Consider the following 18,823-nt stretch of genomic DNA (forward strand, 5'->3'; position numbering starts at 1 on the left):
CGTGGACCTGCGGCAAAGTGGACCAAGCTGCGAAAGTTTGTAGGCCTGGATCACGGGAAAGTGCTATAGATTTCTTTACAGGGCATGGAAGCGCGGAGTTATCTCCCGGTCCGAACCTGCTCTCGCGCATTTATATCGAGCGTGCCTACCGATGATGAAACCCGGATTTTTTGTCTCCGCTGCTCTTGCCGCATCCATTCTGCTGGCCCCCTTGGGCACCGGTGTCGATGGTATGGCTGCCCACGGCGGTGAAGACTATGCGACGCTGGAAAAACTGGGTGCCGCGCTATTCGACGATCCCAGTCTTTCGATGAACCGCACCATGGCCTGTTCCACCTGCCATATGCAGGCCGCCGGTTTTTCCGATGCGCGGGAGAGCGACAAGGTCGGGCGGGATGTATCGCTCGGCGATGACGGCATTTCACTGGGCGACCGCAACGCGCCCACTGCAGCTTATGCCCGCTTCACGCCGCCATTCGGCAGGAATGCGGCGGGAGAGTATGTCGGCGGGCAGTTCTGGGATGGCCGCGCCTCCCTGCTCGAAGATCAGGCGGGCGGTCCGCCGCTCAATCCTCTCGAAATGGGCATGCCGGACAAGGCCTCGGTCGTCAGACGGCTCAGGGAAAACCCGGATTATGTCGCGGCTTTCGGAACGCAGTTCGGCAAGGATGTTTTTGAAAGCGACGACACCGCCTATGCCGCGATGACGAAGGCGCTGGCGAGCTTTGAGCGTTCGGATGAGTTCTCCACCTTCGATTCCAAATATGACCGCTTCCTGCGCGGTGAGGAGAAGCTGACCGATCAGGAAGAGCTGGGTCGGGTCCTGATCTCCTCGACGCAATTCACCAACTGCAATACCTGCCATGAAATCCGTGGCGCCAGGGGTCTGGAAGACGGCCTCTTCACCAACCACAAATATTTCAACATCGGCGTTCCCGCCAATATATCGGTTCGGGCCGTGAACGGCTCCAAGCCGGGCGCGGTCGATCTGGGTCTGGCGCAAAATCCTGAAGTTGCCGGCGATGCCGCCCAGCGTGGCAAGTTCAAGGTGCCGACGTTGCGCAATGTCGCCGTCACCGGTCCTTACATGCACAATGGTGTGTTTAAGGATTTGCGCACGGTGGTGCTGTTTTATGTGAAATATAAAAGCAAGAAGCCGAGCCGCCAGATCAATCCGGAAACGGGCAAGACGTGGGATGCGCCGGAAGTGCCTGAAAATATCGCTATGGCGGAACTGACATCCGCGCCGGCGCTGGACGACAAGCGTGTGGACGCCATCGTCGCCTTTCTGAAGACGCTGACTGACAAGAGATACGAGCATCTTCTGCCGAAGGAAGATGGGCAGGCGAAGGTGCCGCCTGCCCAGCCGATTTCGTCAAGCGTTACGCCGAAAGCGCCTTGAATTCGGCGAGAACCGCATCACCCATTTCAGAGGTGCCGACCTGGCGGCTGCCCTCTGCCATGATGTCGGCGGTGCGGATGCCCTTGTCGAGCACGTTTGCGATCGCTGCTTCGAGCTTCGTTGCCTCATCTACCATGTTGAACGAGTAACGCAGGCACATGGCGAAGGACGCGATCATGGCGATGGGGTTGGCGATGCCCTTGCCGGCAATATCCGGGGCCGAACCGTGGACCGGCTCATACATGGCTTTGCGCTTGCCCGTCTTGGCGTCAGGCGCGCCAAGCGAAGCGGACGGCAGCATACCGAGCGAGCCGGTGAGCATGGCGGCGACGTCGGAGAGCATGTCGCCGAAGAGATTGTCGGTGACGATCACATCGAACTGCTTGGGCTTGCGCACCAGCTGCATGCCGCCGGCATCGGCCAGCATATGTTCCAGCTGAACATCCTTGAACTTGGCGGCGTGGGTTTCGGTGACCACCTGGTTCCACAGAACGCCGGATTTCATCACGTTGCGCTTTTCCATCGAGCAGACGCGGTTGTCGCGGGTGCGGGCCAGTTCGAAAGCGACGCTGGCGATACGCTCGATCTCGAAAGTGTCGTAGATCTGCGTGTCGATGCCGCGCTTCTGGCCGTTGCCGAGATCGATGATCTGCTTCGGCTCACCGAAATAAACACCGCCCGTCAGCTCGCGGACGATGAGGATATCGAGGCCTTCGACCAGTTCCGGCTTCAGCGAAGAGGCCGCGGCAAGTGCCGGATAGCAGATGGCGGGGCGCAGATTGGCGAAAAGTTCGAGATCCTTGCGCAGACGAAGCAGACCGGCTTCCGGGCGGTGCTCGTAGGGCACGCCATCCCATTTCGGGCCGCCGACGGCGCCGAACAGGATCGCATCGGCGGCAAGCGCCTTTTCCATATCCGCATCGGAAATCGCCACGCCATGGGCGTCATAAGCAGAGCCGCCGACCAGACCTTCCGCAACGGTGAAGCCGGCATTGTGCGCGCTGTTCATATAATCGATCAGCTTGCGAACTTCGGCCATGGCTTCGGGGCCGATACCGTCACCGGGCAGCAGGAAAAGCGAACGGACTGTCATGAGAACCCTCCTTGGGCGGCGCGCCGGAAAAATCCTGAAGGGTTTTCGATTGCGGCGAACGCGGCGTCAAACTCGTTTCCGTCCTGCACATGAAAAGTCGTATCGCGGCCGGACGGGATCGGAGGCTTCTTATCTCCGCCTCAAGGGCTTTTCAAGCAAAGCAAAAGCCGATCCGGTACGGTTTGGTACGGGATCGGCTTTTTTGAAGAGCGGAAATCTGATCAGGCCCAGGGGCGGACCGAGGCGTTTGCCTTTTCGAACGTGTCGATAGCGCCCGAATGTTCAAGCGTCAGGCCGATATCGTCCAGACCGTTCAGCATGCAGTGACGCTTGAATTCGTCGATCTCGAAGGTGATCGTGCCGCCATCGGGGCCGCTGATTTCCTGACGTTCCAGATCGATGGAGAGAACGGCGTTCGATCCGCGCGACGCATCGTCCAGCAGCTTTTCGAGGTTCTCGGGGCTGACGACGATCGGCAGGATGCCATTCTTGAAACAGTTATTGTAGAAGATGTCGGCGAAGCTGGTGGAGATCACGCAGCGGATGCCGAAATCGAGAAGCGCCCATGGCGCATGTTCGCGCGAAGAGCCGCAACCGAAATTGTCACCGGCGACAAGAATCTGGGCGTTCTGGTAGGCGGGCTTGTTCAGCACGAAATCCGGATTGGGCGAACCATCCTCGAGATAGCGCGACTCGGCGAAGAGGCCCTTGCCAAGGCCGGTGCGCTTGATGGTCTTCAGATAGTCTTTCGGAATGATCATATCGGTGTCGATATTGACCACCGGCATGGGCGCGGCAACGCCCGTCAGCTTGGTGAATTTTTCCATCTGTCGCTTCCCGTGTTTCCCTTCAACAAAATCCGGGGCTGGTTAAAGCTCACCGGACGTGTTCTGCCGGGAAATACTGCAAAACTCATCACTTTAGAAGCGCAAACCCGCGTTCTTCGGTACGCCGCGCGCGGCGCTCTGGCATTTTTGCCGATTAGAGACGATCTCAGAGATCGATAATCGTGCCTTTGCCGTCGTTCCAGACGCGCATATCGCGCTGGTTACGGGGCTTGACCGGAATGGGGGCCGGCTTCAGACGCGCGGAAAGCAGGCGGGCAGCACTGAGAACCGCGAGCACGCCGACAAAAGCGACCGTGAGCGACGCAGTGAAAAGGGCGACTATCGCCAGAATTGCAATGCCGGATGCGGCGATGAAAAACGAACGTATGCCTTGCATGATCCAAACCTTTCTATCCAGACGAATGTGGGCCTTCTTCTTCCGGCTTGCAAGAGGATTCAGTGGATTGTCAGCTTGCAGATGTCACAAAAGCTTGACACAAGTGCGGCATGGTCAACTTTTCCGAAAATATTCTTGTGAGACCACGTCGTTCGTTGCTCTCCGTGCCGGCCATCAATGTCCGGGCACTGGAAAAAATCCGCGATCTCGATTGTGACGGAGTTATCCTCGATCTGGAGGATTCGGTCGCACCCGGGATGAAGGGCAAGGCGCGGGACAATCTGCAAAAGCTGTTTTCGGAAGGGCCTTTTGCAGCGGGCGAGACCATTATCCGCATCAACCCACCTTCCACGCCGGGTGGGAAGGCGGATTTGCAGCTTGTGCTTTCCTGCCGGCCGGATGCAATTCTTTTGCCGAAGGTGGAGCAGCCGGCCGATATTCACGATGTGGCCGATCTTCTGGCCGAGGCAGATGTGCCGGAGCACCTGAAAATCTGGGCGATGATCGAAACGCCGCTTGGCGTCCTGAATGCCGCCTCGATTGCTGACGCGGCCCACACGCCGGATGCGCGGCTTTCGGCTTTTGTGATCGGGCTCAACGATCTGCGCAAGGAAACGCGGGTGCCGGCCCTTCCCGGACGCACTTATCTCGTACCCTGGATGATGCAGGTGGTGCTTGCCGCCCGTGCCTATGGTCTGGATGTCATCGACAGCGTCTCGAACGATTTCCGCGATATCGCCGCTTTCGAAGCCGAATGTGAGCAGGGTCGCGCGATGGGGTTCGATGGCAAGATGCTGATCCATCCGGCACAGATCGAGCCGGCCAACCGGCACTTCGCCCCGGACCGGGCAGCGGTTGCGGAAGCCCGCGAGATCATTGCCGCTTTCGCAAAACCCGAATCTGTGGAATTGAACGTCATCAACATGAACGGCCGCATGATCGAGCGTCTGCATGTGGGGCAGGCCGAAAGGCTGGTCGCCATGGCCGATATCATCGCACAAAGAGAGGCAAATAAGACGTGAAGGTCTATCGTTTCATAACCGGTCCCGACGACGCGAAATTCTGTCACCGGGTCACCGAGGCGCTGAACAAGGGATGGGAACTCGCGGGTTCGCCAAGCTACGCCTTCAACGCCGCAAGCGGCGTCATGCATTGCGGCCAGGCCGTGACCAAGGTGGTCGAGGGCAAGGAATACCATCCGGACATGAAGCTCGGCGAGCAGTGAGCGGCGGTAGCCGCCCCGATCAGCGTTCGGCGGCGGCTTCGTCGGCGCTTTCCTCTATCCGCTCCATGTCGTCGTCCGACAGGCCGAAGTGGTGGCCGATTTCGTGGATGAGGACATGGGTGATGATATCGCCCAGCGTCTCCTCATTCTCGGCCCAGTAGTCGAGAATGGGACGGCGATAAAGCGTGATGCGGTTCACCATCTCGCCCGTTTCCATGGTGAAACGTTCGGAGATGCCGCGTCCTTCGAACAGTCCGAGAAGATCGAAGGGTGTTTCGAGCGCCATGTCCTCGAACACGTCATCGGTCGGAAAATCGGCGATCTCGATGATGAGATCTTTCGTCAGTGCGCGAAATTCTTCCGGCAGGTGGCCATATGCCTCGATCGCAAGCGACTCGAAGGCGGAAAGTGTCGGCGCATGGCGGTCCCGCCAATCGTCGGTCTGGTCTATGCGGGCCATTTCTGCTCCTTGTTGGAAGGCCCATATAAACACTTGCTGGACAAATTTCGAGACCCGACTGCTTCACCCGCCGAAAAAGCATGAAATTCTTGGCGTTACAGTTACTTTTCGAGCCGTCGTCATCTTGACATAAACGGGCGTCTCGCGTAATCGGCACCCAAATTGATGGCGTAGTGCGCCTTCTGTTTATTCCGCCCTTCAAAAGGCGGCTTCACCGGCAGACATTCAAAAGGGCATTCAGTCCTGACGGATTTCCGCTACTCCGACTGATAAAAAGACGGCCAGCTTGCATTTGCGGGCAGAGCCGGAACGAACATGAAAGGATAAAAAATGTTCGCAGTCATCAAGACCGGCGGTAAGCAGTACCGCGTAGCGGCCGACGCCGTGCTGACCATCGAAAAGCTGGAAGCAGAGGCAGGCGCAACTGTAGAATTCACCGAAGTTCTCGTTGTTGGCGAAGGCGCCGACGCCAAGTTCGGTGCACCCTTCGTCAAGGGCGCCATCGTCAAGGCTGAAGTTGTCGAGCACAATCGCGGCAAGAAGGTCATCGCCTTCAAGAAGCGTCGTCGTCAGAACTCCAAGCGTTCGCGCGGCCATCGTCAGCATCACACTGTCGTCCGCATCACGGACATCGTTGCTGCCTGATCGGCGCGACACGGGAAACAAGGTTTAAAGGAGAACTCCAATGGCACACAAAAAAGCTGGCGGTTCCTCGCGTAACGGTCGCGATTCCGAATCCAAGCGCCTTGGCGTAAAGAAGTTCGGCGGCGAAGCTGTCATTCCAGGCAACATTATTCTGCGTCAGCGCGGCACGCAGTGGCATCCGGGCGCCAATGTTGGCATCGGCAAGGACCACACGATTTTCGCACTGACCGCAGGTAACGTGAACTTCCGTACGAAGGCCAACGGCCGCGTATTCGTATCCGTGGCCCCGAAAGCGGAAGCCGCAGAATAAGCCGGTAAGCGTCATATGCAGCCGGTGTCCCATCGACCCGGCTGAGACGTATCAGGTTCAGTCAAGAAAACAGGGGAGATGGGGCACCACCCAACTCCCCTTTTTCTTTAACCCCAAGGAGGGACTGAACCATGCAAGCTGAATTGTTGAGGGTTGACCAATCACGGTCACCCGAGGAACGGCCGAGGCCCGATCGGTCGAGGAGCGATTGCCCCGTTTTACTGTCGCAGAGGCTGGTTTTGCGCAAGCCTCACGAAGAAGACATCGACGCCCTTGCCCATCTTGCCAACAATGCCAATATCGCGACCATGGTGTCGCGTATGCCGCACCCTTACACGGCCAAAGACGCCGCGGATTTTGTGCGACGCTCCAAAGCTGGCGAGATTGGCAAGTGCGTCTATGCGATTACCCGCATGGACAATGGCGAGTTTCTGGGCTGCTGCGCGCTCGAACCCCAGGAAGATGAAAAGACGCTGGAGATCGGTTACTGGCTGGGGGAACCTTACTGGAACCGCGGCTATATGACGGAAGCGGCGCATGCGCTGATCGACATGGCCTTCCGCACGCGTGAAATCGACCAGATCGATGCCCGTTGCCGGGTCACCAACATCGCGTCGCGCCGCGTCATCCAGAAATGCGGTTTCCAGTTCCAGGGCTCCGGCATGGTCGGTTCGCTGGCGCTTGGCGGCATGGTGCCGGTCGAATGGTACAGGCTGGACCGCAAGACCTGGGTTTCGCTGAAGAGCTGGGGGGATATGGGATGAGCACGATAGAGCTTACCCGTCGCCGCGCCGCCACTGCCGTGGCGCCGCCCGGCCCCTGCCCTGTCATCGAGACAAAGCGTCTGGTGCTGCGGCCGCAGCGGCTTTCCGATGCCGGCAGCATTGCGGAATCGCTTGGCGATTTCGCCGTGACCAGAATGTTGGCCCGCGTTCCGGCGCCCTACCACAAGCAGGATGCGCTGGAATGGCTGGTCTTGCGCACCTCCGGCACCCTGCCCGACTGGGATTTCGCCATTACCAGCGGCGACGATACCCTGATCGGTGTCGTCTCGGTGGAATTGCGGCACGGCGAGTGGCATCTCGGCTACTGGCTGAACCGCTTCTACTGGGGCAAGGGTTACATGACCGAGGCGGTGGCCGCCGTGGTCGAGCGGTTTTTCCGTCGCATGCCCGGAGTGGTTCTGCATTCCGGCGTGTTTGCGGATAACCCCGCTTCGCTGCGTGTGCAGGAGAAACTTGGCTTCCGGGTGACCGGCTGCCACCAAATCTATGCCACGGCGCGCGCCGCCATGGTGGCGCATATCGATACGATGATCACGGCTGAAGATTTCATTCAGCCGCATCGTACTTGAGGAGCATTGCAAGGCCGGTTTGATCCAAACCGGCCTTGTCTCGCGCATGGGCTTCCCGCACGATAGTCTTTGACCTCGTGAAGAAGCGCTTGTATTCGAAACGACGATATTTTTGTTCGACGCAACGGCAAGATTGTTGCGTCCGCAAACCGATAGAACGGCAGTCCGATGAAATTTCTCGATGAAGCAAAAGTCTATATCAAGTCCGGCGACGGTGGCGCGGGCGCCGTTTCCTTCCGGCGCGAAAAATTCATCGAATTCGGCGGCCCTGACGGTGGCGATGGCGGACGCGGCGGCGATGTCTGGGTTGAGGTGGTCAACGGCCTCAACACGCTGATCGATTTCCGCTTCCAGCAGCATTTCAAGGCCTCCATCGGACAGCACGGCATGGGCAAGACCCGCACCGGCGCCAAGGGTTCGGACGTGGTGCTGAAGGTGCCTGTTGGTACCCAGATTTTCGAGGAAGATAACGAGACGCTGATCGTTGACCTTACCAAGGAAGGCCAGCGTTTTCGCCTTGCCGCCGGCGGCAACGGCGGCTTCGGCAATGCCTATTTCAAGTCGTCCACCAATCAGGCGCCCACCCATGCCAATCCGGGCCTCGCAGGCGAGGAAAAGACAGTCTGGCTTCGCCTGAAACTGATCGCCGATGCCGGTCTCGTCGGTCTGCCCAATGCGGGTAAATCCACGTTCCTTGCGACGGTCACCCGTGCGCGGCCGAAGATTGCCAATTATCCCTTCACCACCCTTCATCCGAATCTGGGCGTCGCGACCATCGATGGCCGTGAATTCGTGCTGGCCGATATTCCCGGCCTCATCGAAGGCGCGCATGAGGGTGTGGGCATCGGTGACCGTTTCCTCGGCCATGTGGAGCGTACCCGCGTGCTTCTGCATCTCGTTTCCGCGCAGGAGGAGAAGGTCGGCAAGGCCTATAAGACTGTTAAGGCCGAGCTGGACGCCTATGGCGGCGGGCTGACCGACAAGCCGGAAATCGTGGCGCTGTCGCAGATCGACGTGCTCGATGAAAAAGAGCTGAAAAAGAAGGCCAAGGAACTGGAGAAGGCCTGCGGCCGCCCCCCTCTACTTCTCTCCGCTGCCGCCCATATCGGCATGACGGAAGCGCTGCGCGCCCTTCGCGATGTCATCGTCTCGGCGAGCAATGGCGGCGAAACCGCCCTACCCGACCGGTCGATGCCGCATGAGGACAGCGAGGCCGAGGAAGAGGACGACCGCCTATGAGCCTGACGCGCAAGCCGCTGGCGAGCCATCACCGGATCGTCATCAAGATCGGGTCGGCGCTTCTGGTGGACCGGAAAAGCGGCCTGAAGAAAGACTGGCTGGATGCCATCTGCGAGGATATCGCCGCGCTCAAGAAAAACGGCGCGGATGTCCAGGTCGTGTCTTCGGGCGCCATCGCGCTTGGCCGCACCGTGCTCGGCCTGCCTTCCGGTGCATTGAAACTGGAGGAAAGCCAAGCGGCGGCGGCTGTCGGCCAGATTGCGCTGGCGCGGGCATGGTCGGAAAGCCTGTCGCGGCATGAGATCGTCGCCGGCCAGATTCTTCTGACGCTCTCCGATACCGAAGAGCGTCGCCGTTATCTCAATGCGCGCGCCACCATCAACCAGTTGCTGAAGATCGGCGCTATCCCGATCATCAATGAAAACGATACCGTGGCGACCACCGAAATCCGCTATGGCGACAATGACCGTCTGGCGGCGCGTGTGGCGACCATGACGGGCGCCGATCTTCTGGTGCTGCTTTCGGATATTGACGGGCTTTACACGGCTCCGCCGCATCTTGATCCCGACGCGAAATTCCTTGAGACGATCGCCGATATCACGCCCGAGATTGAGGCCATGGCAGGCGGTGCGGCATCCGAGCTTTCACGCGGCGGCATGCGCACCAAGATCGATGCGGGCAAGATCGCGACCGCTGCCGGCTGCGGCATGATCATCGCCTCCGGCAAGACGCTTAATCCTTTGAAGGCTATTGAAAACGGCGCGCGCTCCTCATGGTTCGCGCCTTCGGGAACACCGGTGACGGCGCGCAAGACCTGGATTGCCGGGCAATTGCAGCCGGCCGGCGAAATCCATGTGGATGCCGGTGCGGAAAAAGCTCTCTATGCCGGAAAAAGTCTGCTTCCGGCGGGAGTGCGACTGGTTAAGGGCAATTTCGGCCGTGGTGATGCAATCGCCATTATCGGTGCAGAAGGCCGTGAAGTCGCTCGTGGTCTTGCGGGTTACGATGCTGAAGAGGCGCGTCTTATCATCGGTCACAAGTCCAACGAGATCGAGGCGATCCTCGGTTATGTCGGGCGGGCGGCCATGATTCATCGTGACGATCTGGTGATGACGGGCGCTGCCGTCAAAGTTAAAAATGCAAAAAAGGATGAGGTCCATGCCTGAACAGGCCGTGAAGCAGAGCCATGATATTGACGCGTTGATGATGACCATCGGCGCTCAGGCGAAAGCTGCTTCGCGACCGTTATCCATCGCCGGCACAGACCAGAAGAACCGCGCGCTGCTTGCCATGGCCTCCGCCATTGAGGCATCCAGGGATGCGATTCTTGCCGCCAACAGCAAAGATCTGGCCGCGGCGGAAAGCGCAGGCCTTGCCGCTTCCTTCGTGGACAGGTTGACCCTCAACGATGCAAGGATCGCCGGTATTGCCGAAGGCATCCGTTCGGTTGCGGCGCTGCCCGATCCGGTCGGTGAAGTCATCGCCGCCTGGGATCGTCCGAATGGGCTGAAGATCGAGCGCGTGCGCACGCCGCTCGGCGTCATCGGCGTGATCTACGAAAGCCGCCCAAACGTGACGGCGGATGCCGGCGCTTTGTGCCTGAAGGCGGGCAATGCCGTTATCCTGCGCGGCGGCTCGGATTCGCAACATTCATCGCGTGCTATTCATGCCTGCCTCGTGGAAGGCCTGAAGATCGCCGGTCTTCCCGAGCATGCCATTCAGCTGGTGCCGGTGACCGACCGCGCCGCTGTCGGCGCGCTTCTCAGCGGCCTGAACGGTACGGTTGACGTTATCGTGCCGCGTGGCGGTAAAAGCCTCGTGGCGCGGGTTCAGTCGGAAGCCCGTGTGCCGGTCTTCGCGCATCTGGAAGGCATTTGTCATGTCTACATCGACAAATCGGCCGATCTCGACATGGCGAAACGTATCGTCGTCAACGCCAAGATGCGTCGCACCGGTATTTGCGGGGCGGCTGAAACGCTGCTGGTGGACGCCGCTGCCGTTTCCACCCATCTTGCGCCGCTCGTCAAGGCCTTGATCGAAGCCGGCTGCGAAGTGCGCGGTTCGCAGGCCGTTCGCGATGTGGCGGCGGGTCTCACGCCGGCAACGGAAGAGGACTGGCGCACCGAATATCTCGATGCGATCATTTCGGTCGCCGTGGTGGAGGGAATTTCGGGCGCGATCGAGCATATCAGCACCTATTCGTCCAACCACACCGAGGCGGTGATTGCCGAGGATCCCGATGTGGTTGCGCGTTTCTTCAACGAACTCGATTCGGCCATTCTGCTGCACAATGCCTCGACACAGTTTGCGGATGGCGGCGAGTTTGGCATGGGTGCTGAAATCGGCATTGCCACGGGTAAGATGCATGCGCGCGGCCCGGTTGGCGTCGAGCAGCTCACCTCGTTTAAATACCGTGTGCATGGCACCGGCCAGACACGGACCTGATATTTGCCGGCTGACAAGCGCCTCGACAGACGTTATCTCACCATGCCGCATGTGGAGCGCGGCATGGTTGTTGGCCTGTTCGGTGGTTCTTTCAATCCGCCACATGCGGGTCACGCGCTTGTGGCCGAGATTGCGCTGCGCCGGCTCGGTCTCGACCAGCTCTGGTGGATCGTCACACCGGGCAACCCGCTGAAAAGCCGCTCAGAACTGGCGTCTCTGGAAGATCGCATCGCCGCCTGCGAAAAGCTGGTTCACGACCCGCGTATCAAGGTGACGGCCTTCGAAAAATCACTGGGGATGAGCTATACGGCCAATACGCTCGCCAAGGTGAAGGCGAAAAATCCGCATGTCCGTTTCATCTGGATCATGGGAGCGGACAATCTGAAAAGCTTCCATCGCTGGCAGAAATGGCGGCGGATCGCCGAGACATTTCCGATTGCCGTGATCGATCGGCCGGGTTCCACGCTCTCTTATCTCTCCTCCACCATGGCGCAGGCCTTCAGCCATGCACGGGTGGATGAGGATGATGCCGGCGTTTTGTGGAAAAAAGCGGCCCCTGCCTGGGTCTTCATTCACGGTCCGCGCTCGACGCTCAGCTCCACGGCGCTGCGCAACGGTCGTAAATGACGCCTTCGATCACAAATGATGTATGTGCCGGGTGTCGAAGGGTCCATATCTTGAAAAGTTAATGCTTTGATGCCACCTTCATTGTGTGACGCAGAGAATCGCGTCGCCAGTACCTGTTTTGTCATTCTTGGAAAGGAAAACCTCTGACAACAGTACACGCCAAGGGAAGAGCATTTGTTGCTATCCCGAAGGGCCAGGATAGTGGCGCCGATGCCGCCGGCCATGCCCTCGAAACCGTCCTCGCGAGCCTCGAGGACTCCAAGGCTGAAGATATCGTCTCTCTCAACATTGCCGGAAAATCGGCGCTTGCGGACTACATGGTCGTGGTCTCCGGGCGGTCGAACAGGCATGTTTCGGCGATTTGCGAGCATCTTCTCAAGGACATGAAGGATGAAGGGTTCGGAAACGCCCGCGTCGAAGGTCTCGAGACCGGAGACTGGGTGCTGATCGATACCGGCGACATCATCGTTCACGTGTTCCGACCGGAAATCCGCGCCTTCTACAACATTGAAAAAATGTGGGCGACGCCGGACATGCCGGAAGAGACACTGCATTGATGCGGTGAGCCTTTGAGCGAGTGCATCGCTTTTGCCGAAGATCATATCTGACTTCGGAAACGGTGCCTCTGGCCGGAAATCAGACCGGCCGCATAGGAATCCGCAGGCTATGCTGTTAAGAGCGTGACCCTGTTGGGTCACGACGAATGCAGGTTTGCGATGCGGATTTCAATTTTTGCGGTGGGACGGCTGAAATCCGGCCCCGAAAAGGATCTTGCGGCCCGTTATATCGAGCGCCTGGCAAAGACCGGCCCGGCGATCGGGCTGGAGTTTTCGCGGGTGATCGAGGTTGCCGAAAGCCGCGCTTCCAATGCGGAGACCCGCAAGCGCGAAGAAGCCGCGATGCTGGAAAAACATCTGGTTGACGGAGCAGCCCTCGTCCTGCTGGACGAGCGCGGAAAGGCGCTGGACAGTCCTGCCTTCGCTTCATTCTTTGGCGATTTGCGCGATGGCGGCAAGCGAGACCTCGTGATCGCCATAGGCGGAGCCGATGGGCTCGATCCTGCGCTCTACGACAAGGCGACGGCCGTTCTCAATCTCGGCAAGCTGACATGGCCGCATCAGATCGTTCGTATCCTGATTGCCGAACAGCTTTACCGCGCTGTCACGATCCTCTCCGGTCATCCTTATCATCGCGTTTGATCGGATTTCGATTCGGATAAATGTCTCAATTTCAACATGAAGCTCCCCGACACCGCTGATAGCGCACGGCTTTGCCGGCGGCCTTTCCAGGGCCTCTTGGAAGATCGCGGCAAAATCCCTAATATCGGCGCTTCTGCTTCGGCATCAAAGAAAGTTCACATGGACAACAGGCCTCAACGAAAACGGCACGCTGCCCTTGCGGGCGCGGTTATTGCTGCTTTCGTGATGGGGATCGGTCCGACCTATTCGCGGGACGATGCGGGCGCGGTTCCGGCCGCAGGCGACGATACGTCGCCGGATGCGCTACAGACGTTGGAGAAGCGCCGCGACCAGAACCGGCAGGATCTGGAGGAGCTGGTCGACAGCATCGGTCTTTCGGAAGACAAGACAAGGAAGCTTGAGGAAAGTATCGCCTCCCTCAATCAGGATAGCGCCCGCATCCGGGAAGAGCTGATCGCATCGGCTGCCCGGCGCAAGGCGCTGGAAACCAAGATCAGTGACGGTGAGGATCGCCTGGCCAAGCTTTCGGTGCGCGAGGATGGCGTCAAGGCGTCGCTGCGGGAAAGACGCGGCGTGCTGGCGGAGGTTCTGGCGGCGTTGCAGCGCATGGGCCGAAACCCGCCCCCCGCCCTTCTCGTCTCGCCGGAAGATGCGCTGGCGTCCGTGCGAAGCGCCATTCTTCTCGGCGCCGTCGTGCCCGGCATTCGCGGTGAAACCGACAAGCTGGTCGCCGCTCTCAAAGAATTGACCGATCTGAGACAGGCAATCGCTCGCGAAAAGGACGATCTTACGGGTATGATGACGGCAAGTCTGGAAGAGGAAAAACGCCTTGACCTGCTGATTGCTGAAAACGATCGCAAGAATACCCAGACGGCGGCGGAGCTGGAGGCGGAACGCAAGCGATCTGAAGAGCTTGCGAGCAAGGCGACGAGCCTCGAGGGGCTGGTCAGTTCGCTCGAAGGCGAGATTACCTCGGTGCGGGAGGCTATGGAAAAGGCGCGGGCGGAAGAGCAGCGCCTGGCCCGTCTTTCGGAGGCGGAACGCGAAAAGGAGCGGGCCGCGGCCGAGGCTGGAATGCCCGATAAAAACCGTATTGCGCCCGCATATCCCTTCGCGAGTTTGAAGGGAAAGCTGGAGTTGCCGGTTACCGGCGAGGTGCTGCGGCACTTCGGCGATGCGGACGGAACGGGCCACTTTTCCAAGGGAATTGTCGTCGCGAGCGGACCGGAAGCCATCGTGACGGCGCCTGCAGACGGCTTCGTGGTGTTTGCCGGAGATTTTCGCAGTTATGGCCGGATGATCATCCTCAATACGGGCGATGGATATCATGTGGTGATGACGGGCATGGACAATGTGAGGACGCGGCAGGGAATGTTCGTGTTCTCCGGAGAGCCCATCGCCTCCATGGGTGCAAAAAGAGTAGCGAGTGCAGCAGCATTGGCGCTGGAAACCGACAGGCCAACGCTCTACATTGAGTTCAGGAAAGATGGTGTGCCGGTTGATTCTCAGCCGTGGTGGACCGCAAAAAAGACCGGAAGGGCGCACAATGATTCGTAGGGTTTCGCTTCTCCTTATCGGTGGGCTTATGGGCGCCACGGCGATGAGCGTGATTTATTCGGCGAGCATGCCGGCACAGGCGGCCGGGCCTTCGACCTATAAGGAACTGTCGATTTTTGGCGACGTGTTCGAGCGCGTCCGCGCACAATATGTGACGCCGCCGGATGACGAGAAGCTGGTTGAAAACGCAATCAACGGCATGTTGAGCTCGCTCGATCCGCATTCTAGCTTCATGAATGCCAAGGATGCCAACGACATGCGCACCCAGACCAAGGGTGAATTCGGCGGCCTCGGCATCGAAGTGACCATGGAGAACGAGCTCGTCAAGGTCATCACGCCAATCGACGATACGCCGGCTTCCCGCGCAGGTATCTTGGCCGGCGACTTCATTTCGGAAATCGACGGTACGCCGGTTCGTGGCCTGAAGCTGGAACAGGCGGTCGAAAAGATGCGCGGCGCGGTCAAGACGCCAATCAAGCTGACGATCATCCGTCAAGGCGCCGACAAGCCGCTCGAATTCACCGTCATGCGCGATGTCATTGCCGTTCGGGCCGTCAAGTCCCGTGTAGAGGGCGACAATGTCGGTTATCTGCGCGTCATCTCCTTTACCGAGAAGACCTATGACGACCTCGAAAAGGCGATCAAGAAGATCAAGGCTGAAGTGCCGGCCGACAAGCTGAAGGGCTATGTTCTCGACCTGCGCCTCAACCCGGGTGGTCTGCTCGATCAGGCGATCAATGTTTCCGATGCGTTCCTCGAGCGCGGCGAAGTCGTTTCGACCCGTGGCCGTAATCCCGATGAGACCCGCCGCTTCAACGCGACGGCTGGCGATCTGACCGATGGCAAGCCGGTCATCGTGCTCGTCAACGGCGGTTCGGCTTCGGCTTCGGAAATCGTTGCCGGCGCCCTGCAGGATCTGCGCCGTGCGACCGTGGTCGGCACGCGTTCCTTCGGCAAGGGTTCGGTCCAGACGATCATTCCGCTCGGCGAGGCGGGCGCGCTGCGCCTGACCACGGCGCTCTACTACACGCCGTCGGGTAAATCGATCCAGGGGACGGGCATTGAGCCTGACATCAAGGTGGAGCAGCCATTGCCGCCCGAGTTGCAGGGCAAGGTGACCACCGAAGGTGAATCCGGTCTTTCCGGCCACATCAAGGGTCAGAGCGAAACCGACGAAGGTTCGGGTTCCTCCGCTTATGTTCCGCCGGAAGCCAAGGACGACATCCAGCTCAACTATGCTCTGGACCTGTTGCGCGGCGCAAAGACGGATCCGTCTTTCCCGCCGAACCCGGAAAAGGCTGTGGTCAACAAGCAGTAAGATAGTGCGCCGGTCAGCCGGCGCATTCCATCTATTGCCCAACCATTTGGACGGATCGTTCATTGCCTTCGGACCTGCGAAAACCGCTTCTGGGTCGTCAGAAAAAAAGCGCCGGTATCAACCGGCGCTTTTCCGTCATTATGGCCCTGTCGGTGCTTGCGGTTTTCTCAATCGGTGGCCTGTCCGTCTATACGGCACTTTCGCCTGGCAATTTGCAGAAGACGGCGACTGGGCCGGATGCACAGCCTCAGCTTGCCGAAAAGACACCTGAAATCGCACCGGCCGAGGCAACGGCACCCGCTGACGCTGCCGCTCTGCAGCCGCAAAGCGGGCGCTCTGGCGCCAATATCAATCGCGAGACGATGCCGGATGGCAATGTCGTTTCGGTTTATTCTCCCCGCCCGCGCGACGGTGACGGACCGGTGCTGATGAGCGGCCAAACCTATGGTCAGAATCCGCGCATGGCGACGCGACCCAATGAGGAACTGCTGGAAGAAACCGCGTTTGGCAAATTGCCGGTTGTCGGTGCGGATGGTTTGCGGCCGATGGAGCAATATGCGCGGCCCTGGTCTGGCGCACGCGGCACCCGGGTGGCGATCGTGGTCGGCGGGCTGGGTCTCAGCCAGACGGGGTCGCAAAAAGCGATCCGGGAGCTGCCGCCGGAGGTGACGCTCGGTTTTGCAGCCAGCGGCAACAGCCTGCAGCGCTGGATGCAGGAAGCGCGCCGACAGGGACATGAAATCCTTCTGCAGATACCGCTTGAGCCTTTCGGTTACCCCGGCACCAATCCCGGCCCGGACACCCTGCTGGCGGGTGATCCCGCCAAGGTCAACATCGACCGGCTGCATCGCTCCATGGCGAAGATCACCAATTACACCGGCATCATGAATTATCTCGGCGGGCGTTTCCTTGCCGAGCAGGCGGCGCTGGAGCCGGTAATGCGCGACATCGGCAAGCGTGGCCTGCTGTTTCTGGATGATGGTTCTTCGGCGCAGTCGCTGAGCGGCGGTATTGCCAAGGCGATTTCCGCCCCACAGGGTTTTGCCGATATTCTGCTCGACGGCGAAGTCACCGAAGCTGCCATTCTGCGCAAGCTGGACGAACTGGAGCGAATTGCACGGCGGAACGGCCAGGCGATCGGCGTTGCTTCGGCTTTCGATGAAAGCGTTGCCGCGATCTCCAAGTGGTCGCGCGAGGCTGGCGGGCGCGGCATCGAGATTGTCGGTGTTTCTGCGCTTGTTTCCGGGCAGGCAGGGCAGTAAACCTTGCGTGCGGCCATTTCTGGCGCTCAGACAGTGCGAGTTTCCCATGACAATCAAAGCAGAAGATTTGCCTTATCGTCCCTGTGCGGGAATTATGGTGCTGAATGCCGAGGGCCTTGTCTGGGCCGGCAGGCGCATCAAGGAAGGCAATTCCGAATATGATGGTTCACCGCATCTGTGGCAGATGCCGCAGGGCGGCATCGATGACGGTGAACGGCCTCTGACGGCCGCCATTCGCGAACTCTACGAAGAAACAGGCATGAAAACGGTGAGCCTGCTTGCGGAGGCGAGCGACTGGATTCACTATGACCTGCCACCCGAACTGATCGGTATCGGCCTCAAGGGCAAATATCGCGGGCAGGCGCAGCGCTGGTTTGCGTTCCGTTTCGAAGGCGACGAAAGCGAGATCCAGATCGATCCGCCGCCGACCGGGCACACGGCCGAATTCGACGCGTGGGACTGGAAGCCGATGGAAAGCCTGCCGGAGCTCATCGTGCCGTTCAAGCGCGCGGTATACGAGCAGGTCGTGGCGGAGTTCCAGCACCTTTCCGGCAAATAAAAAAGGCGGCCAAGGCCGCCTTTTCTGTTTTGTCGCCAGTGCTTATTCCGCTTCGTTGGCGGAATCGGCGTTGAGCTGGCCGTATTTTTCCTCGCCGATCTTGCCGAGCAGTTCGAGCTGGGTTTCGAGAAAGTCGATATGGCCTTCCTCGTCGATCAGCAGTTCTTCGAAAAGCTTCATGGAGACGTAGTCTCCGGCCTCATAACAGATATCACGCGATTTCTTGTAGGAGGTGCGGGCGTCATATTCGCCGGCAAGGTCGGATTCCAGAACTTCCTTGACGTTCTGGCCGATGCGCAGGGGCGCGACGGTCTGAAGGTTGGGATGGCCTTCAAGGAAGATGATGCGTGCGACCAGCTTGTCGGCGTGCTGCATTTCCTCGATGGATTCAGCACGTTCCTTTTTGGCGAGCTTCGTGTAGCCCCAGTCTTCCAGCAAACGATAGTGAAGCCAGTACTGGTTTACCGCACCGAGTTCGAGAAAAAGGGCCTCGTTAAGCCGCTCGATGACTTTTTTGTCGCCTTTCAATGTCCGCTCTCCTGTTCTCTTCATGGAATTGCTTCAGGCGGGACATAAAATCAAAAACATCGGCCTCAGTCGAGTGGCGACGGGCATGATATTCTTCGGTGGTTTTGATGATCAGGTCGACAACGGTGGGAAAACAGCCGCAGCAGCGGCCACGTTTCTCCATGGCGTGATACACTTTTGCAGGAACAATGAGCTGCCAACAGTCCTCGTCGAGGAGCTCGTTGATGACGTCCCGGATATCGTGATCGGTGATGTAATTGCAGCTGCAAACCAGCATGATTGACTGCCTGTATGACGCAACACGTTGTTTTCGTTCTTAAACCAAAACAGGACAGCAAATGTCAAGAAAAACCTCTTAATGAGTCGCTGAGGATTT

At 59.2% G+C, this 18,823-nt stretch carries 23 protein-coding genes; 17 read left to right on the forward strand and 6 right to left on the reverse strand.

Annotation, left to right across the window (positions count from 1 at the left end):
- The first annotated feature begins 151 nt into the window (after positions 1–151).
- Positions 152–1,402: a cytochrome-c peroxidase gene (locus tag F3H58_RS09360; RefSeq protein WP_149742005.1), complete on the forward strand. Its 1,251-nt coding sequence runs from the start codon at positions 152–154 to the stop codon at positions 1,400–1,402.
- Here F3H58_RS09360 and leuB read toward each other — a convergent pair.
- From leuB to F3H58_RS09375, 3 genes are all read right to left on the reverse strand, one after another.
- Positions 1,383–2,495 carry a 3-isopropylmalate dehydrogenase gene (gene leuB / locus F3H58_RS09365; protein WP_065657028.1) on the reverse strand — a complete coding sequence of 371 codons (1,113 nt, stop codon included), beginning with the start codon at positions 2,493–2,495 and terminating at the stop codon, positions 1,383–1,385. The genes F3H58_RS09360 and leuB overlap by 20 nt on opposite strands.
- Before the next feature lie 221 nt (positions 2,496–2,716).
- Positions 2,717–3,322: a 3-isopropylmalate dehydratase small subunit gene (leuD, locus tag F3H58_RS09370; protein ID WP_149742006.1), complete on the reverse strand. Its 606-nt coding sequence runs from the start codon at positions 3,320–3,322 to the stop codon at positions 2,717–2,719.
- A 166-nt stretch (positions 3,323–3,488) separates the two neighbouring features.
- Positions 3,489–3,719: a hypothetical protein gene (locus tag F3H58_RS09375; RefSeq protein ID WP_149742007.1), complete on the reverse strand. Its 231-nt coding sequence runs from the start codon at positions 3,717–3,719 to the stop codon at positions 3,489–3,491.
- Between the two features lie 110 nt (positions 3,720–3,829).
- Here F3H58_RS09375 and F3H58_RS09380 point away from each other — a divergent pair, with 110 nt between their 5' ends.
- A complete protein-coding gene (locus F3H58_RS09380; protein WP_188128846.1) occupies positions 3,830–4,741 on the forward strand; it encodes an HpcH/HpaI aldolase/citrate lyase family protein in 912 nt (303 codons plus the stop codon).
- Positions 4,738–4,944, forward strand: coding sequence for a DUF1737 domain-containing protein (locus F3H58_RS09385; protein ID WP_003505258.1), 207 nt, complete (start codon positions 4,738–4,740; stop codon positions 4,942–4,944). The genes F3H58_RS09380 and F3H58_RS09385 overlap by 4 nt, the downstream gene beginning before the upstream one ends.
- A gap of 19 nt (positions 4,945–4,963) precedes the next feature.
- Here the strand turns inward: F3H58_RS09385 and F3H58_RS09390 are convergent, their stop codons facing one another.
- Positions 4,964–5,404 carry a metallopeptidase family protein gene (locus tag F3H58_RS09390; RefSeq protein ID WP_003492693.1) on the reverse strand — a complete coding sequence of 147 codons (441 nt, stop codon included), beginning with the start codon at positions 5,402–5,404 and terminating at the stop codon, positions 4,964–4,966.
- 330 nt (positions 5,405–5,734) lie between these two features.
- On the opposite strand from F3H58_RS09390, the gene rplU reads away from it, so the two are divergent.
- From rplU to F3H58_RS09460, 14 genes are all read left to right on the forward strand, one after another.
- Positions 5,735–6,049, forward strand: a complete 315-nt coding sequence (rplU, locus tag F3H58_RS09395; protein ID WP_003492690.1) for a 50S ribosomal protein L21 — start codon at positions 5,735–5,737, stop codon at positions 6,047–6,049.
- 40 nt (positions 6,050–6,089) lie between these two features.
- Complete coding sequence (rpmA, locus tag F3H58_RS09400; RefSeq protein WP_003492686.1) at positions 6,090–6,359, forward strand: 50S ribosomal protein L27; 270 nt, start codon at positions 6,090–6,092, stop codon at positions 6,357–6,359.
- 131 nt (positions 6,360–6,490) lie between these two features.
- The gene (locus F3H58_RS09405; protein ID WP_003505256.1) at positions 6,491–7,123 is read left to right on the forward strand and encodes a GNAT family N-acetyltransferase; all 633 of its coding nucleotides are present in this window, start codon (positions 6,491–6,493) and stop codon (positions 7,121–7,123) included.
- Positions 7,120–7,713 carry a GNAT family N-acetyltransferase gene (locus F3H58_RS09410; protein ID WP_149742009.1) on the forward strand — a complete coding sequence of 198 codons (594 nt, stop codon included), beginning with the start codon at positions 7,120–7,122 and terminating at the stop codon, positions 7,711–7,713. The genes F3H58_RS09405 and F3H58_RS09410 overlap by 4 nt, the downstream gene beginning before the upstream one ends.
- 168 nt (positions 7,714–7,881) lie before the next feature.
- Positions 7,882–8,952: a GTPase ObgE gene (gene obgE / locus F3H58_RS09415; RefSeq protein ID WP_035265258.1), complete on the forward strand. Its 1,071-nt coding sequence runs from the start codon at positions 7,882–7,884 to the stop codon at positions 8,950–8,952.
- Entirely contained in the window at positions 8,949–10,118 is a 1,170-nt protein-coding gene (proB, locus tag F3H58_RS09420) for a glutamate 5-kinase (protein WP_149742010.1), read from the forward strand. The genes obgE and proB overlap by 4 nt, the downstream gene beginning before the upstream one ends.
- Positions 10,111–11,397: a glutamate-5-semialdehyde dehydrogenase gene (locus F3H58_RS09425; RefSeq protein ID WP_188128847.1), complete on the forward strand. Its 1,287-nt coding sequence runs from the start codon at positions 10,111–10,113 to the stop codon at positions 11,395–11,397. The genes proB and F3H58_RS09425 overlap by 8 nt, the downstream gene beginning before the upstream one ends.
- Before the next feature lie 42 nt (positions 11,398–11,439).
- Complete coding sequence (locus tag F3H58_RS09430; protein WP_052025747.1) at positions 11,440–12,024, forward strand: nicotinate-nucleotide adenylyltransferase; 585 nt, start codon at positions 11,440–11,442, stop codon at positions 12,022–12,024.
- Positions 12,025–12,137: 113 nt separating this feature from the next.
- The gene (gene rsfS / locus F3H58_RS09435; RefSeq protein ID WP_035236703.1) at positions 12,138–12,581 is read left to right on the forward strand and encodes a ribosome silencing factor; all 444 of its coding nucleotides are present in this window, start codon (positions 12,138–12,140) and stop codon (positions 12,579–12,581) included.
- Positions 12,582–12,740: 159 nt separating this feature from the next.
- Positions 12,741–13,223, forward strand: coding sequence for a 23S rRNA (pseudouridine(1915)-N(3))-methyltransferase RlmH (gene rlmH, locus F3H58_RS09440; protein ID WP_149742011.1), 483 nt, complete (start codon positions 12,741–12,743; stop codon positions 13,221–13,223).
- Between the two features lie 159 nt (positions 13,224–13,382).
- Complete coding sequence (locus F3H58_RS09445) at positions 13,383–14,780, forward strand: murein hydrolase activator EnvC family protein (protein ID WP_149742012.1); 1,398 nt, start codon at positions 13,383–13,385, stop codon at positions 14,778–14,780.
- Complete coding sequence (locus F3H58_RS09450) at positions 14,770–16,098, forward strand: S41 family peptidase (RefSeq protein ID WP_149742013.1); 1,329 nt, start codon at positions 14,770–14,772, stop codon at positions 16,096–16,098. The genes F3H58_RS09445 and F3H58_RS09450 overlap by 11 nt, the downstream gene beginning before the upstream one ends.
- Positions 16,099–16,160: 62 nt before the next feature.
- Positions 16,161–17,360, forward strand: coding sequence for a divergent polysaccharide deacetylase family protein (locus F3H58_RS09455; RefSeq protein WP_149742014.1), 1,200 nt, complete (start codon positions 16,161–16,163; stop codon positions 17,358–17,360).
- A gap of 46 nt (positions 17,361–17,406) precedes the next feature.
- Positions 17,407–17,919 carry an RNA pyrophosphohydrolase gene (locus F3H58_RS09460; protein WP_149742015.1) on the forward strand — a complete coding sequence of 171 codons (513 nt, stop codon included), beginning with the start codon at positions 17,407–17,409 and terminating at the stop codon, positions 17,917–17,919.
- Positions 17,920–17,961: 42 nt separating this feature from the next.
- On the opposite strand, the gene bfr is transcribed toward F3H58_RS09460, so the two are convergent.
- Positions 17,962–18,447 (reverse strand): bacterioferritin, encoded by a 486-nt coding sequence (gene bfr / locus F3H58_RS09465; RefSeq protein ID WP_003520274.1) that lies wholly within the window; start codon positions 18,445–18,447, stop codon positions 17,962–17,964.
- Positions 18,413–18,724, reverse strand: coding sequence for a (2Fe-2S)-binding protein (locus tag F3H58_RS09470; RefSeq protein ID WP_003505234.1), 312 nt, complete (start codon positions 18,722–18,724; stop codon positions 18,413–18,415). Before F3H58_RS09470 ends, bfr begins: the two co-directional genes overlap by 35 nt.
- Positions 18,725–18,823 lie beyond the last annotated feature (99 nt).

Source organism: Rhizobium sp. NFACC06-2 (assembly GCF_900101425.1).
In the GTDB taxonomy this organism is placed as follows: domain Bacteria; phylum Pseudomonadota; class Alphaproteobacteria; order Rhizobiales; family Rhizobiaceae; genus Agrobacterium; species Agrobacterium leguminum.

Excerpts from the sequence above, each read along its gene's own strand:
- F3H58_RS09360 (WP_149742005.1), top strand. The coding sequence starts at position 152 with ATGATGAAACCCGGATTTTTTGTCTCCGCTGCTCTTGCCGCATCCATT.
- leuB (WP_065657028.1), bottom strand. The coding sequence starts at position 2,495 with ATGACAGTCCGTTCGCTTTTCCTGCTGCCCGGTGACGGTATCGGCCCC.
- leuD (WP_149742006.1), bottom strand. The coding sequence starts at position 3,322 with ATGGAAAAATTCACCAAGCTGACGGGCGTTGCCGCGCCCATGCCGGTG.
- F3H58_RS09375 (WP_149742007.1), bottom strand. The coding sequence starts at position 3,719 with ATGCAAGGCATACGTTCGTTTTTCATCGCCGCATCCGGCATTGCAATT.
- F3H58_RS09380 (WP_188128846.1), top strand. The coding sequence starts at position 3,830 with ATGGTCAACTTTTCCGAAAATATTCTTGTGAGACCACGTCGTTCGTTG.
- F3H58_RS09390 (WP_003492693.1), bottom strand. The coding sequence starts at position 5,404 with ATGGCCCGCATAGACCAGACCGACGATTGGCGGGACCGCCATGCGCCG.
- rplU (WP_003492690.1), top strand. The coding sequence starts at position 5,735 with ATGTTCGCAGTCATCAAGACCGGCGGTAAGCAGTACCGCGTAGCGGCC.
- rpmA (WP_003492686.1), top strand. The coding sequence starts at position 6,090 with ATGGCACACAAAAAAGCTGGCGGTTCCTCGCGTAACGGTCGCGATTCC.
- F3H58_RS09405 (WP_003505256.1), top strand. The coding sequence starts at position 6,491 with ATGCAAGCTGAATTGTTGAGGGTTGACCAATCACGGTCACCCGAGGAA.
- F3H58_RS09410 (WP_149742009.1), top strand. The coding sequence starts at position 7,120 with ATGAGCACGATAGAGCTTACCCGTCGCCGCGCCGCCACTGCCGTGGCG.
- obgE (WP_035265258.1), top strand. The coding sequence starts at position 7,882 with ATGAAATTTCTCGATGAAGCAAAAGTCTATATCAAGTCCGGCGACGGT.
- proB (WP_149742010.1), top strand. The coding sequence starts at position 8,949 with ATGAGCCTGACGCGCAAGCCGCTGGCGAGCCATCACCGGATCGTCATC.
- F3H58_RS09425 (WP_188128847.1), top strand. The coding sequence starts at position 10,111 with ATGCCTGAACAGGCCGTGAAGCAGAGCCATGATATTGACGCGTTGATG.
- F3H58_RS09430 (WP_052025747.1), top strand. The coding sequence starts at position 11,440 with ATGCCGCATGTGGAGCGCGGCATGGTTGTTGGCCTGTTCGGTGGTTCT.
- rlmH (WP_149742011.1), top strand. The coding sequence starts at position 12,741 with ATGCGGATTTCAATTTTTGCGGTGGGACGGCTGAAATCCGGCCCCGAA.
- F3H58_RS09445 (WP_149742012.1), top strand. The coding sequence starts at position 13,383 with ATGGACAACAGGCCTCAACGAAAACGGCACGCTGCCCTTGCGGGCGCG.
- F3H58_RS09450 (WP_149742013.1), top strand. The coding sequence starts at position 14,770 with ATGATTCGTAGGGTTTCGCTTCTCCTTATCGGTGGGCTTATGGGCGCC.
- F3H58_RS09460 (WP_149742015.1), top strand. The coding sequence starts at position 17,407 with ATGACAATCAAAGCAGAAGATTTGCCTTATCGTCCCTGTGCGGGAATT.
- F3H58_RS09470 (WP_003505234.1), bottom strand. The coding sequence starts at position 18,724 with ATGCTGGTTTGCAGCTGCAATTACATCACCGATCACGATATCCGGGAC.